The 13,481-nt window shown below is 74.1% G+C and carries 12 protein-coding genes; 3 read left to right on the top strand and 9 right to left on the bottom strand.

What is annotated here, in order from left to right; translation table 11 throughout:
* Positions 1-4 precede the first annotated feature (4 nt).
* From ACFYON_RS09795 to ACFYON_RS09775, 5 genes are all read right to left on the bottom strand, one after another.
* Complete coding sequence (locus ACFYON_RS09795; RefSeq protein ID WP_387188481.1) at positions 5-2,485, bottom strand: ABC transporter permease; 2,481 nt, start codon at positions 2,483-2,485, stop codon at positions 5-7.
* 5 nt (positions 2,486-2,490) lie between these two features.
* Positions 2,491-3,255 carry an ABC transporter ATP-binding protein gene (locus ACFYON_RS09790; protein WP_387188483.1) on the bottom strand — a complete coding sequence of 255 codons (765 nt, stop codon included), beginning with the start codon at positions 3,253-3,255 and terminating at the stop codon, positions 2,491-2,493.
* A 147-nt stretch (positions 3,256-3,402) separates the two neighbouring features.
* Positions 3,403-4,068 (bottom strand): response regulator transcription factor, encoded by a 666-nt coding sequence (locus tag ACFYON_RS09785; protein ID WP_355097417.1) that lies wholly within the window; start codon positions 4,066-4,068, stop codon positions 3,403-3,405.
* A complete protein-coding gene (locus ACFYON_RS09780) occupies positions 4,065-5,282 on the bottom strand; it encodes a sensor histidine kinase (RefSeq protein WP_387188487.1) in 1,218 nt (405 codons plus the stop codon). The genes ACFYON_RS09785 and ACFYON_RS09780 overlap by 4 nt, the downstream gene beginning before the upstream one ends.
* A 164-nt stretch (positions 5,283-5,446) precedes the next feature.
* The gene (locus tag ACFYON_RS09775; RefSeq protein ID WP_387188489.1) at positions 5,447-6,142 is read right to left on the bottom strand and encodes a DUF305 domain-containing protein; all 696 of its coding nucleotides are present in this window, start codon (positions 6,140-6,142) and stop codon (positions 5,447-5,449) included.
* A 138-nt stretch (positions 6,143-6,280) separates the two neighbouring features.
* Here ACFYON_RS09775 and ACFYON_RS09770 point away from each other — a divergent pair, with 138 nt between their 5' ends.
* Positions 6,281-7,732: a hypothetical protein gene (locus ACFYON_RS09770; RefSeq protein WP_355096811.1), complete on the top strand. Its 1,452-nt coding sequence runs from the start codon at positions 6,281-6,283 to the stop codon at positions 7,730-7,732.
* 112 nt (positions 7,733-7,844) lie between these two features.
* Positions 7,845-8,273: a hypothetical protein gene (locus ACFYON_RS09765; RefSeq protein ID WP_354863554.1), complete on the top strand. Its 429-nt coding sequence runs from the start codon at positions 7,845-7,847 to the stop codon at positions 8,271-8,273.
* Here ACFYON_RS09765 and ACFYON_RS09760 read toward each other — a convergent pair.
* Both ACFYON_RS09760 and ACFYON_RS09755 read right to left on the bottom strand, forming a co-directional pair.
* Positions 8,252-9,244, bottom strand: coding sequence for a carcinine hydrolase/isopenicillin-N N-acyltransferase family protein (locus ACFYON_RS09760; protein ID WP_355096809.1), 993 nt, complete (start codon positions 9,242-9,244; stop codon positions 8,252-8,254). The genes ACFYON_RS09765 and ACFYON_RS09760 overlap by 22 nt on opposite strands.
* 48 nt (positions 9,245-9,292) lie before the next feature.
* Positions 9,293-9,766 (bottom strand): DUF1203 domain-containing protein, encoded by a 474-nt coding sequence (locus tag ACFYON_RS09755; protein ID WP_354863558.1) that lies wholly within the window; start codon positions 9,764-9,766, stop codon positions 9,293-9,295.
* A 122-nt stretch (positions 9,767-9,888) separates the two neighbouring features.
* Between ACFYON_RS09755 and ACFYON_RS09750 the strand changes: the two genes are divergently transcribed.
* Positions 9,889-10,764, top strand: coding sequence for a transglutaminase domain-containing protein (locus tag ACFYON_RS09750; protein WP_387188493.1), 876 nt, complete (start codon positions 9,889-9,891; stop codon positions 10,762-10,764).
* Between the two features lie 42 nt (positions 10,765-10,806).
* Here ACFYON_RS09750 and ACFYON_RS09745 read toward each other — a convergent pair whose 3' ends face one another.
* Both ACFYON_RS09745 and ACFYON_RS09740 read right to left on the bottom strand, forming a co-directional pair.
* Positions 10,807-12,417: an asparagine synthase-related protein gene (locus ACFYON_RS09745; RefSeq protein ID WP_355096956.1), complete on the bottom strand. Its 1,611-nt coding sequence runs from the start codon at positions 12,415-12,417 to the stop codon at positions 10,807-10,809.
* A gap of 3 nt (positions 12,418-12,420) precedes the next feature.
* Positions 12,421-13,380, bottom strand: coding sequence for a hypothetical protein (locus tag ACFYON_RS09740; RefSeq protein WP_355096958.1), 960 nt, complete (start codon positions 13,378-13,380; stop codon positions 12,421-12,423).
* Positions 13,381-13,481 lie beyond the last annotated feature (101 nt).

Raw genomic sequence — 13,481 nt, 5'->3', positions numbered from 1 at the left:
GCGGTCAGTCCGCGCCGAGCGACGCCACCACCGGCCGGGACAGGGCCCGGCGGGCCGGCAGGACCGAGGCGAGCAGCGCGGCCACCACCGACACCGCGACGATCAGTCCGATCCGTCCCCAGGGCAGCACCAGCGTGAAGTCACCGCCGATGCGGGCCACCACGGCCATCGCCCCGGCCGCCGTCCCGGCGCCGAGCGCGATGCCGAGCAGCGTGCCGACGAGCGCGGTGAGCACCGCCTCGACCGCGAGCACGCCCCGCATCCCGGCCCGGCTGAGGCCGACCGCGCGCAGCACCGCGGTCTCCCGGGTGCGTTCCACCACGGACAGGCTGAGCGTGTTGGCGACCCCGACCAGCGAGATCACCACGGCCAGGCCGAGCAGCGCGGTGACGAACCCCAGCACCAGGTCGACCGTGCCGGTGAGCATCTTCTTGTACGCGGCCTGGTCCATCACGTTCACCGTCGGGTATCGGGCCAGCACCGACTGGACAGCGGCCCGGGCCGCGTCGACGCTCACCCCGGCGACCGGGTCCACCTCGGCCAGGTAGCCGCGCTCGGCGGGGAACAGGGCGCTGAAGTCGGTGTCCAGCACGTCCACCAGGTGACCGGCGGGCACCCGGCTGCCGGCCAGCACCGGCTCCTCGTCGGCCACCACCGCGGCGACCCGGAACGGCCGCCCGGCGAGGGTGATCGTGGAGCCGGCCGTCCAGCCCCGGTCCGCGGCCAGTTCGCGGTGCACCAGCACCGAGCCCGGCCCCAGGTCCGCCGGGTCACCGGCGTCCACAGCGGACAGCGTCCGCCGGACCAGCGCCGGATGCGCGGCGCGTAGCTGCACGTCGCCGACCACCCGGCTGCGCTGTTCGTGCACCACACCCAGCTCCGGGCGGGCGGCCAGGTCGCCGGCGAGCGTCGCCGGCAGGTCACCGCCGATGCCGGTGACCAGGAAGTCCACGCCGATCCGCGCGTCCACCGCGCGTTCGATGCCGGACTTGACGCTCGCCGCGCCGACCACGAAGGCCGAGACCAGCCCGATGCCGATCACCATGGCCGTCGCGGTGGCGGCGACCCGGCGCGGGTTGCGCACCGCGTTCGACACGGCCAGCCCGCCGGTGGCGCCGAACGCCGCGCGGAACGGCCAGCCGAGCACCCGTACCAGCGCCGGCACCAGCACCGGGCCGAACGCCACGATGCCGCCGAAGGCCAGCAACCCGCCGGCCGCGACCAGCACCACCTGACCGGTGGCCCCGGCGCCGGCCAGCGCCGCCACACCGGCGGCGAGCGCCAGCGCGCCGACCGCCAGCCGGAGCCGCCCGGCCGGGCGGACCGGGTTGATCGCCGCGTCGGTGAGCGCGGCCACCGGGGCGACCCGGGTGCCCTGCCAGGCCGGCAACGCGGCCGACGCGACGGTGAGCAGCGTCCCCAGCCCCAGCGAGAGCAGCAGCGTACGCGGGGTCAGGGTGAGTCCGCCGCCGAGCGGCGCCCCGGCGCCGGCGAGCAGGAGGCCGAGGCCCACGGCCACCGCCGCACCGGCCAGCACCCCGGCCGCGGAGGCGAGCAGGCCGGTCACCGCCGCCTCGGACAGCGTGGCCCGGTAGATCTGACCCCGGGTGGCGCCGACCAGGCGCAGCAGCGCGGTACGCCGGGAGCGCTGGGCGAGCACGATGGCGAAGGTGTTGGCGATCACGAAGCCGGCCACCACCACCGCCACCGCCGCGAACGTACCCAGCAGCATCCCGAACTGCCGCAGGTCGCGTACCGCGTCGTCGACGGCCGCGTCGAGGACGGCGTCCCGGTCCCGGACCGTCACGTCCGGCCCCACCACGGCGCGGACCCGGTCGGCGAGCGCCGCCGCGTCCACTCCGGGCCGCGCCGCCACCATGATCCGGCCATAGCCCTTCTCGCCGCTGACGGTGAGCGCGTCCGGGCCGGTCAGCCCGATGTACGGGCCACCGACGTCGCGGGAGCTGCCGTCCACGTCGACGGCGCCGACCAGGGTGTACGGGCGGGCCGCACCGTCCCGCCCGCCGATCGACACCGGGCCGCCCACTGTGAAGCGCTGCTCGGCGACGGTCTCGTCGTCCAGCACCACCTCGCCGGGGCGCTGCGGCAGCCGCCCGGCCACCACGTCGTAGGACTGGAGGTCCGCCTCGGTGGGGATCGCGGCGAGCACCGCGTACCCGAGCACGGGACGGCCGTCGGCGCCGACCACCCCGGCGGAGCCGGTCAGCTCGCCCGCGGCGGCCGCCACCCCGTCGACGGCGCGTACCCGGTCCACGAGCGCCGGGGGCAGCGGGTCGGTCCCGGCGTACGCGGCCACGTCGGTGTGTCTGTCGAACTCACCGGCGCGCTCGTACGCCCCGGCGCGCATGCCGTCGATGAACATCAGCGTCCCGGCGACGAACGCGACGCCGAGCACGATCGCCAGCGAGGACAGCAGCAGGCGCAGGCCGTCGGCGCGGACCTGGCGCAGGGTCAGGCGCAGCATGCCGCTCACCGCCCCGCCGGGGCCACGGCCGGGTCGAGCCGGCTCAGCGCGTCCCGGACGTCGCCGACGGTCGGCGCGTGCAGCTCGTCGACCAGCCGGCCGTCGGCGAGGAAGACCGCCCGGTCGGCGTGCGCGGCGGCAGCCGGGTCGTGGGTGACCATGACGACGGTCTGGCCGAGGATGTCCACCGCCTCGCGCAGCAGTCGCAGCACCTCCGCGCCGGAGCGCGAGTCGAGGTTGCCGGTCGGCTCGTCGGCGAAGATCACCCACGGCCGGGTGATCAGCGCGCGGGCCACCGCGACGCGCTGCTGCTGCCCGCCGGACAACTCCGCCGGACGGTGCGCGAGGCGGTCGGTCAGGCCCACCGCGGCGACCACCTGACGCAGCCACGTCGCGTCCGGCCGACGGCCGGCGATCGCCAGCGGGAGGACGATGTTCTCCTCGGCGGTGAGCGTGGGCAGCAGGTTGAACTTCTGGAAGACGAAACCGATCCGGTCCCGGCGCAGCCGGGTGAGCCGCCGGTCGTCGAGGCGCGTCAGGTCGGCGTCACCGATGTGGACCGCCCCGGCGGTCGGCCGGTCGAGGCCGGCGAGGCAGTGCAGCAGGGTGGACTTGCCGGAGCCGGACGGGCCCATGACGGCGGTGAACCGGGCGGCGGCCAGGTCGAGGTCGACGCCGTCGAGTGCGACGACGCGGGACTGCCCGGCGCCGTACTCCTTGCGCAGCGCGCGGGCGGCGAGGGCGACGCCTGTGGTCGGTGTTGCGGACACGGTGGTGCTCCTGTCGGACACGGCCTGAAGACCCTTCCGACGCTAGGTCCGGCACCGGCTCGTTGATCTCCACCTGCGCGCTCGACCTCGGTGCGACCACGGTCGTCCCCACCGGGGAAACCCGTACGACCTGAGACGTACGACCGGTCAGCCGCCGGGCGTGATCAGGCCACTCTCGTACGCCAGCACCACCGCCTGGACCCGGTCACGGAGCTGGAGCTTGGCCAGGATCCGGCCCACGTGTGTCTTCACCGTCGCCTCCGCGACGTGCGCCCGGGCGGCGATCTCGGCGTTGGAGAGCCCTTGCGCCACCAGCAGCAGCACCTCGCGCTCCCGCTCGGTGAGCTGCGCCAGCCGGGGGTCCGCCGCCGGCGCGGGGCCGAGCTGCCCGGCGAACCGGTCGAGCAGCCGCCGGGTGATCGACGGGGCCACCACCGAGTCGCCCTGTGCCACCACCCGGATCGCGGCCATGAGCTCCTCCGGCGGCACGTTCTTGAGCAGGAACCCGCTCGCGCCCGCGCGCAGCGCGGCGAACGCGTCGGCCTCGGTGTCGAACGTGGTGAGCACCAGCACGCGCGGGCCGCCGCCGGCCGAACGGGCACAGATCCGCCGGGTCGCCTCCACTCCGTCCATGGTGGGCATCCGCAGGTCCATCACCACCACGTCGGCCTCGACCCGGTTCAGCACCCGCAGCGCGTCCGCGCCGTCGATGGCCTCGCCGACCACCTCCAGGTCCGGCTGGGAGCCGAGCACCATCCGGAACCCGGCCCGCACCAGCGCCTGGTCGTCGACGATCATCACCCGCACGGTCACGCCGCCGCGCTCCCTTCCTCGATGCCGGCCGCCGCCGGCAGTGGCAGCCGCGCCTGCACCCGCCAGCCACCGGCGAATGTGGGGCCGGCGGCGAGGCTGCCGTCGTACACCCCGACCCGTTCCCGCATGCCGACGAGGCCGTGCCCGCCGGACGGCGCCGGGCGGACCACCGGTCGGCCGCCACCGTCGTCCACCGCCCGCACCACGACGGCGTCCGCGCCCCAGTCCAGCGTCAGCTCCACCGACGCGCCGACGCCGGCGTGCTTGAGCGCGTTGGTCAGGCTCTCCTGCACCACCCGGTAGACGGTCAGCTCCAGGCCGGGCGGCAGCGCCCGCGGGGTGCCGGCGCCGCCGCAGGTGATCCGCAGCCCGGCAGCGCGGAACCGGTCGAGCAACGCTGGCAGCTCCACCAGCGCGGGTCGCCGGTGCGCCGGCTCGGCGGCCGGCTCGTCCACCGCCGGCGGCGACTCCGGGTGCTCGGGTTCCCGGAGTACGCCGACCAGCCGCCGCATGTCCTCCAGCGCCTGCCGGCCGGTGTCCGCCACGACCTTGACCGCCTCCCGGGCGGTGGCCGGATCCCGGTCCAGGGTGAACCGCACCCCGTCCGCCTGCACGATCATCACGGCCATGCTGTGGGCGACCACGTCGTGCAGCTCACGGGCGATGCGTGTGCGTTCCTCGGCGACGGCGGCGCGCGCCTCCGCCTCCCGTTCCCGCTCCAGCGTGGCGGCACGTTCCTCCAGGCTGACCACGTAGAGCCGGCGGGTCCGCAGGTTCAGCCCGGCCAGCCAGACCGCGCCGACGATCAGGGCGTAGAAGAACGCGCCCATCCACCAGGGCGCGGCGCCGGGCGACTGGAGCGCGGCGAGCACCCCGCCGATCACGGCGACGACCCCGGCCACGATGCCGTCGCGGAGCCGATCGGCGTACTTGACCACGCTGTAGAGGGCGATCAGCACGGAGATGTCGTAGCTGAGCGGACCCCAGCCGGCGATCACCTGGACCAGCGCGAGCGCGGCCACCAGGGCGCCCACCGCCGACGGGTGGGTACGCCGGAAGAACAGCACCGCCGCCATCGCCAGGCCGACCGCGCACGCCGCGAGCCCGGTCTGCCCGGCGAGGTACCCGGACAGCGCGAAGAACACGACGAGCCCGCACACGGCGGCGTCGAACGCGACGCCCCGCAGCGGACGACCGAGGATCAGGCGGTTCACGATCCCCCAGCCTAGGCCCGCCCTCCCCCTCCCCACCCTCCCCCGCCTCCCACCCCCGCCTCCCACCCGTCGATCATGAAGTTGGCGGCGATTGCTGTCCGATATGTCGCAGCCAACCTCATGATCGACGGGGCGAGGGCGGGGTGGGGGTGGGGTCAGGGGGGTCAGGGGGTCAGGAGGGCCTGCATGCGGGTGATCTCGGCGGACTGCTCGACCGCGACGGCGGTGGCGAACTCCTGCATCGGCTGGTCGACGCCGACCTTCAGCAGGTCGGTGGACATGACGATCGCACCCCGGTGGTGATCGGACATCATCTGCACGAACAGCCTGTCGAACGTCGCACCGCGGGCATCGGCGAGCCGCCGCATCGCCTCGGCGGACTGCATCCCGCGCATGCTGCCGTGGTCGTGTCCCGGCACGTCGGCGGGCAGGTCGCGCGTGTTGAGCCAGGCGCGCAGCAGGCCGACCTCCGGACCCTGCGCGGCGCGGATCCGCTCGGCCACGGCGCGCACCCGCGCGTCGGCGGCGCGCTCTGGCGCGAGGGCCGCCATCTCCAGGGCCTGCTCGTGGTGCGGGATCATCATCCGGACGTACCAGACGTCGAGGTTGTTCCACCGCGGCGTGGTGGCGCCCCGGACCTGCTCGGCCGGACGGGTCGCGGCGGGCTCCCCGGGTCTGCCGGGGACCACCACCGGCGGCGCCGACGCGGCCGCGCTCACGCTCGGCGCGGCCACCGCCGTGGTCGTGACCGCCTCCGGGGTACGGGTGTCCTCGCGACCGGTCAGCGCGAACCCGCCGGCCACCACGAGGGTCACCAGTGCTGTGACGCCCACCCAGACACGCGCCTGCCGGCTGGTCATACGACGCCTCCTCCGGTCAAGGTGACAGCGATCCTATCCATAGAGGAAAGTTCCCAAGAGTGACCCAGATCACATTGATGGTCGTCACAAATAGGTAAGGTGTGGCGAATCATGACCCCCTTTCGAAGGGTGTTGCCGGTGATAAGCATCCGCACGTCCCGCACCCGCATCATCAGTCTCGCCGCCGCCGGCCTGCTGCTCGCCGGTGTCTTCGCCGCACCGCCGAGCAGCGCGCAGGCGGTCCCCCGCGCCGAGGCCGCGCCGGCCACGGTGGACAACGCCGTCCCCGGTGTCGACGAGATCGCCAGCAGCCCCAACCTGCGTCAGGTGGCGAACCTGCCGAAGCAGGCGCCGTTCGACACCACGGCCGCCCTGGGCACCGACATCGCCTTCCAGGGGCGGTACGCCTTCGTCGGCAACTACGACGGGTTCGTCGTCTACGACGTCTCCCGCCCGAACCGCCCGACGATCGTGTCGCAGGTGCTCTGCCCCGGCTCGCAGAACGACATCTCGGTCCACGGCAACCTGCTGTTCCTGTCGACCGACTCCTCCCGCAGCGACGACTCCTGCGCCAGCACCACCCAGCCGGCGTCGGTGAAGGAGTCCTGGGAGGGCGTCAAGATCTTCGACATCGGCGACAAGCGCAACCCGCGCTACATCAAGTCGGTCGAGACGGCGTGCGGCTCACACACCCACACGCTCGTGCCCGGCAAGGACAAGCGCAACGTCTACCTGTACGTCTCCTCGTACAGCCCGCGGGCCGAGTTCCCGGACTGCCAGCCGCCGCACGACTCCATCTCCATCGTCAAGGTGCCGGTGAAGAACCCCACCACGGCCTCCGTGGTCGCCACGCCGAACCTGTTCCCGGACGGCGGCTACCCGGGCATCCCCGGCCAGACGTCGGCCACCACCGGGTGCCACGACATCACCGCGTACCCGGCGAAGGACCTGGCCGCGGGCGCCTGCATGGGTGACGGCATCCTGCTGGACATCTCCAACCGCGAGGTCCCCCGGGTGATCGAACGGGTCACCGACGCGGAGAACTTCGCGTTCTGGCACTCGGCCACGTTCAACAACGCCGGCACCAAGGTCGTCTTCACCGACGAACTGGGCGGCGGCGGCGCGGCCACCTGCAACGAGGTGGTCGGCCCGAATCGGGGTGCGGACGCCATCTACGACATCACCGGCCGCGGTGACGCCCGCAAGCTGGAGTTCCGCAGCTACTACAAGATCCCCCGGGCCAACACGGACACGGAGAACTGCGTGGCCCACAACGGCTCGCTGATCCCGGTGCCCGGCCGCGACATCATGGTCCAGGCCTGGTACCAGGGCGGCATCTCGGTGTGGGACTTCACCGACTCCCGCAAGCCGACCGAGATCGCCTACTGGGAGCGCGGGCCGCTGGACGCCGCACAGCTTCGTACCGGCGGATCCTGGTCGGCCTACTGGTACAACGGCCACATCTACTCCAGCGACATCCAGAAGGGACTGGACGTGCTGGAGCTGCGTGACCCGCGTACCTGGCTGGCGCAGTTCCTGCTGGTGCCCGAGCTGAACGTGCAGACCCAGGCGGGCTATCTGAGCTGGTGACCCGCTGACCCGTCCCGGGCCCGGCGCTCCCCTCGCGGGGACGCCGGGCCCGGTGCGTGCGTGGGCCCGGAAACCCCTGGCCGCACCGGCCGCCGCGGGCCATCCTGTCTGCGTGAAGCGGTACGTGAGCGACCCGCTCGACGGCGCCGACGTCGTGCTCGTCGGGCTCTTCCCGGCCAAGGACAAGGACTACGAGGCCCGCCTCGACCGGCTCGCCGCCGTGGCTGAGGAACGCGGCGCCCGGGTGGTGGGCCGGTTCGTGCAACGCCGAGGCGTCTCCGACCGGTGGCACGCGCGTCCCGGCGGTGCTGCCCGGATGTCCCGGCCGTTCTCCCGCCGGACGCTGCTGACGCACGGCAGGCTCCGCGAGATCGCCGAGGCGTGCCGGGAGGCCGGCGTCGACGCGGCCGTCTTCGTGAACACCCTGACACCGGTTCAGCGGACCGTGCTCGCCGATGTGCTGGGCTGCCTCGTGATCAGCGGCGACGACCTCGGCCGCAGCGGTCCACCCGGCCCGGATCAGCTCATCGGCAGGCGGTAGTCGCGGGTGCCGCCACCGGCGGTCACCACCCGCACCTCGCCGCTGCGCAGCCCGTACGTCACTGACCAGCGGGTGTGCGACTGGCGTACCGCGTTGAGCAGCCGCAGCGCCCCGGCCGCGTCGACCACCCCGTCGGTGCGGTCCAGTTCCTTTGCCAGGACCCCGTACCTACGGTCCTGGCGCAGCTCCCGGTCCGGCACCCCGACAGCGGGCACATTGGTGAGCGCCTGCCACGGGCCCTGTCGCCGGTCCACTGTCATCTTCCCGTCGACGAACTCCACCACCGCCGACGTGCCCGTCGCGTCGGCGAGCAGGTAGTGCAGCGGCGGCCCGCCGTCGAAGTCGAGGTTGTAGCGCCGGAACACGGCGACCGCCTCGTCCACGGTGGCGGCCGAGTCGAGCACCAGGCGCAGGATGCGCACCGAGCCCACCTTCGGCAGTCCGGGCACCGGCTCGGCGCGTGCGCCGTCGTCGGCGGCCAGCCCGACCGCGAGGCCCCGCTCGTTCATGCCGTCGAACGGCAGCAGCGGCGCGTCCAGCAGCCGGCGGTCGCCCGTCGGGTCGGCGGCCACGCCCAGGTACGAGATGTCGACGAGGGAGATCGAGGCGTACCCGTCCGGCGGGTCGGTGCGCAGCACCAGTGCGGGGTTCGGCTCCCAGTCGAAGTTGCGGGCGAACAGCGGCCGGTCGCGGTCGGCCAGGGCGGCGAACAGCGAGCAACCGAACGGGCTCGGCGGCGTCGACCCGGCCAGCCCGGCGGTCGGGTCGTAGTCGCCGTCGTACGTCATCTCGTACATCGGCAGATCGTCGATCTTGCGGAGGCTGGCCAGCGTCCGTTCGACCTGCCCCGGATCCTGCCGTGAGGCGGTCGGCGAGCCGGCCGCGGCCGGCGGGTCGGACCGGCGGCTCTCCCCGCAGGCCGCGCCGAGCAGGAGCAGCGCGAGCCCGCCGGCGATGATGGTCCTCCGCATGACAGCGACGCTAGAAGAGGCGTCCGCCGATGTCCATCCGGGACCAGGTCAGCTCCGCACGACAGCGAACATCCAGCAGCCGTACACGACGTTGCGGCTGTGCAGCAGGTCCACCGCCGGGTCGGCGAACAGCTCCGCGATCACCGCCTCCGGGTCGCCGCCGTCGTGTCGCCGTCCGCCCACGATGCGGCCCCGGCTGTCGTACGCGCGCAGCACCTGCTCGCGTCCGCGCCACCGGGACGGGTACGCCGTCACGTCGTCCGGGCCGGCGCAGCCGGTGGCGTGCGCGAACACCGGCCCCACCTCGCGGTACGGGCTCGGCGGCAGCGGCGGGGCGTACCCGAACAGCAGCAGCTCCTCGTCGGGCCGGGCGTCGCGCAGGCAGCAACGCAGCGGCTCGCCGCCGGTGGCGCGCCGGTGCTCGGGCGGCTGCCCGGTGGCGTCGCGGCCGGTGCGGCGCAGCTCGGCGAGCGTCCCGGCGGGCAGCGGGTGGATCCGGAATGCGGTACGGGTGGTCGTCACGGTCCCAGCCTGGCGCGGCCCCGGGCGCGGCGCTGGCGGTGATCGGACCTGGCGTTCGGGCACCGTGAAATTGCGCGCCGAGCGGGCACCTGCCGGCCGCGTGCCGCGCCGACAATGGCCGGATGGACCTCGACGACTACCGGACCCACTCGCCGTACAGCGACCCCCGCCACCGCGCGGCACTGCTCGACGCCGTGCCCGCCGACCTGCCCACCATCGCGGCGACCGCCCGCAACGTGATCATCCACTACCGCGCCGGTGGTGTGGAGCTACCGGACGCCCGCCGGGCCGAGGTGAACCTGCGCTGGCTGGACCGCATCCTCGACGCCGACCAGTCCCGGTTCCCGCTGCCGCTGGCCGCCGAGCGCCCGGCCGCCGAGCGGGTCGCCGGCTGCTGCCGGGACCACACGCTGCTCACCGTCGCGACGCTGCGCCAGCACGGCATCCCGGCGCGCAGCCGGGTCGGGTTCGTGAGCTACTTCGTGCCCGGCTGGCACCACGACCACGTGCTCGCCGAGTGGTGGGACGGCGAACGCTGGGTCTGGTCCGACCCGGAGCTGGACCCGGCCGGCGACTGGCCGTTCGACGGCTACGATATCGACCCGGAGGCGGGGCACTTCGAGTCGGCGGCCCGGGTGTGGCTGGCGTACCGGGCGGGCCGGATCGACCCGGACACCTACGGCGTGGACCCGTCGCTGCCGATCCGGGGCGACTGGCTCATCCACGACTACGTGCTGCTGGAGTTGGCCCACCGGCACAAGGACGAGGTGCTGCTCTGGGACGAGTTCGGGGCGATGACCGAGGATCTGACCGGCGCCGATCTCACGCTCGTCGACGAGGTCGCCGCGCTGCTGGTGGCCGCCGACCGCGGCGACGCCGCCGCCGAGCGGGAGCTGGCCCGGCGGTACGCCTCGGACGCCCGGCTGCGTCCGGGCCCGACAGTGCACTGCATGGACCCGGTCTCCGGCGTGGCCGCCGACGTGGACCTGCGGCGCTGACCCACCGGCGACCGGTGCTGCGGCCACCGGGGCCACACGGGCTCACCCGGGCAGGGGCGCCTCGTCACCTCGGGTGCGGCGCGGGTTGACCAGCCGACGGACCATCGGCGCGGCGTTCCACCGGGCCGCGCCGACCAGGTCCCGGGCGTGTTCGAGCACCGTGTAGTCGGGCCGGGCCATGCCCTCGGCGATGGCCCGGTCGAGGTCGTTGCCGCAGCGGGTGAGCACGCTGTCGAAGTCCCGCCGGACCGGTTCCAGCAGGTCGTAGCCGAAGGAGCGGTGCAGGCGGGCGAACAGCGGCTTGTAGAGGCGGGCCCGCTCGTGCAGCCCGGAGGAGTACGACATCGGGTTCTTCGGCCGCTGCCGGACGTACGCGGGCAGCAGATCGGCGAAGGCCCGCCGGACGATCCACTTTTCCTGCCCGTCGCGCAGTTTCAGGCCCAGCGGCAGCCGCATGGCCAGCTCGACGACGCTGAGGTCGAGGAACGGCACCCGCGCCTCCACCCCGTGCGCCATGCTGGCCCGGTCCACCCGTTGCAGCTCGGTCCGGCACAGGTTACGGATCTTGTGAAGGAACAGCCTTCGGGACCGCTCCGGCCCGACCCGGTGGTACATCGGGTAGCCGCCGAACAGCTCGTCCGAGCCGTCGCCGGTGAGCACCACCCGTACGCCCAGCTCGCGCAGCCGCCGGAAGATCGGCACCGAGACGACCGCGTTGATGATGTCGCCGTACTCGGTCAGCTCGGAGATCCGGATCGCCTCGCGGACGTCGGCGAGCCGGATGTCGCGCGGGCGCAGCTCGATCACCTCGTGCGGTACGCCGAGGTCGGCGGCGAGCCGCCGGGCGTACGCGACGTCCGGGCTCTCCGGCACGCCGATGGTCACCGCCACGCAGTCCGGGTGCAGTTCCCGGGCGTGCAGCAGCGCCAGCGAGCTGTCCAGGCCGCCGGAGAGCACCACGCCGACGGTGAGGTCGGTGTCCAGCCGGGCGCGCATCGCGTCGGTGAGCGCGACGCGGACCAGCAGGGCCGCCTCCTCCGGGTCGTCGATCACGGGCAGGCCGTCGCCGAGGGTGAGCAGGTCGACGTGCGGGCCCAGCCGGACCGGACGGCCGGGCTCGACCCAGCCGTGGTGGCCGGGCGCCACCTCGCCGATCGGCGCCCCGTGCCCGACCAGGGCCTTTACCTCGGAGGCGAGGTGCAGGCAGCCGGGCAGGCGGGACCAGTACAGCGGCTTGACCCCGAGCGGGTCGCGGGCCAGGTACGCCCGGCCGGTGTCCCGCTCGACGATCACGAAGGCGTACTCGCCGCGCAGCCGGCGTACGGCGTTCCCGCCCCACTGGCGGAACGCGGCGAGCACCACCTCGGTGTCCCCCGCGGTGCGGAACCCGTGCCCGAGCCGGGTCAGTTCGGCGCGCAGCTCGTGGTGGTTGAAGATCTCGCCGTTGAAGCACAGCAGGTGCCGCTCGTCCGGTGACATCCACGGCTGGACGGACCGGTCCCGGTCCACGATCTTCAACCGTCGTACGCCGGCGAGCAGACCGTTCTCCTGCCGGGTCTCGGTGACCTCACCGCGCGGCGCGAGCGCGGCGAGCATCCGCCGGAAGGTGGCCGGGTCCGCGTCGGGGCCGATGCTCAGCGCGATGCCGCACACCGGTCACACCCCCATCTCGGCCTCGTACGCGCGCCGGTACCGGCGGCGGGCGGCCGGGGCGAGACACACATGCCACGCCTGTCCCTCGTCGACCACGTTCACCTCGCCCGCGTCCTGGCGGGCCAGCAGCAGCCCGGCGAGCGCGGGACGGGCGCCGAAGCGGTCGTACCACTCCAGTTCGACGTCGGCGGCCCAGCCGAGGCAGTGCCCGCTGGGCACCATCGCCGCGTACCCGAGGCGGCGCAGCCGGTACTGGTGCTCGGCGCTGCGGGCCAGGCTGGTCACCCAGAGCGGCGGCGTGCCGTCCGGTGCGATCGCCGTGAACTCCCGGGCCAGGTCGTTGAGGAACCCGATCATCTCGCGCCGGGCCCGGCGGAACAGCAGGCCGGCGGTACGCGGGGCGAGGTCCGGGCGCAGCCGCCGCCGGACCGCCCGCAGCCCGCGTCCCACCACCGTCGCGGCCTGCTCCCGGTAGCGGAATTCGAGCAGGCCGCGGCGGCGCAACCACTCCAGGTCGACCAGTTCGGTGCTGGCGCGCACCTGGTCGTCGGTGAGGAACGTCGGGCTGTCCCGCCACCAGAGCACGTCGACGCGGGAGAGCAGGTAGATCCGCACCAGCGCGGTGAGATCCTGCGCGGAGCTGCGCGCGTTGGGCTGGTAGCGGGCCATCTCCAGCAGCAGCGTCTCCCGGGCGCCGATCAGGCCCTGTGGGGTGGCGTCGAGGACGGCGGCGATGGCCGGTTCGCGCAGCCGCTGGTCGAGCAACACCTGGCGGGCGGTGGCGGACGGCGCGTCGGCGAGCGCACCCACCTCGACCAGGAGGTCCGCCACCGCCGCCCGGTAGGCGGCCAGGTCCGGCGTCGCGCCGGCGTGCCGGCCACCGGCGGGCACCCGTCGGGCGGGGGCGGTGGGCGTGACTGTGGGACCGGGCTGGCGACCGGGGCTGCGGCTGGGCACTCGCATGGTCTCCGTCCCCTCTCGGTCAGGACACGGCGTGATTCTGACTGCACACACCGTAATGAGCCGAGGGAGCGTCAATCGCCCCATCTCTCCCGAAGTGCCCG

This window comes from Micromonospora sp. NPDC005686 (assembly GCF_042871665.1).
Lineage (GTDB): Bacteria > Actinomycetota > Actinomycetes > Mycobacteriales > Micromonosporaceae > Micromonospora.
Note: the sequence above shows the minus strand (reverse complement) of the source record. Positions and strands in the feature narration are given on the sequence as shown.

Excerpts from the sequence above, each read along its gene's own strand:
- ACFYON_RS09795 (WP_387188481.1), bottom strand. The coding sequence starts at position 2,485 with ATGCTGCGCCTGACCCTGCGCCAGGTCCGCGCCGACGGCCTGCGCCTG.
- ACFYON_RS09775 (WP_387188489.1), bottom strand. The coding sequence starts at position 6,142 with ATGACCAGCCGGCAGGCGCGTGTCTGGGTGGGCGTCACAGCACTGGTG.
- ACFYON_RS09760 (WP_355096809.1), bottom strand. The coding sequence starts at position 9,244 with ATGCGGAGGACCATCATCGCCGGCGGGCTCGCGCTGCTCCTGCTCGGC.
- ACFYON_RS09750 (WP_387188493.1), top strand. The coding sequence starts at position 9,889 with ATGGACCTCGACGACTACCGGACCCACTCGCCGTACAGCGACCCCCGC.
- ACFYON_RS09740 (WP_355096958.1), bottom strand. The coding sequence starts at position 13,380 with ATGCGAGTGCCCAGCCGCAGCCCCGGTCGCCAGCCCGGTCCCACAGTC.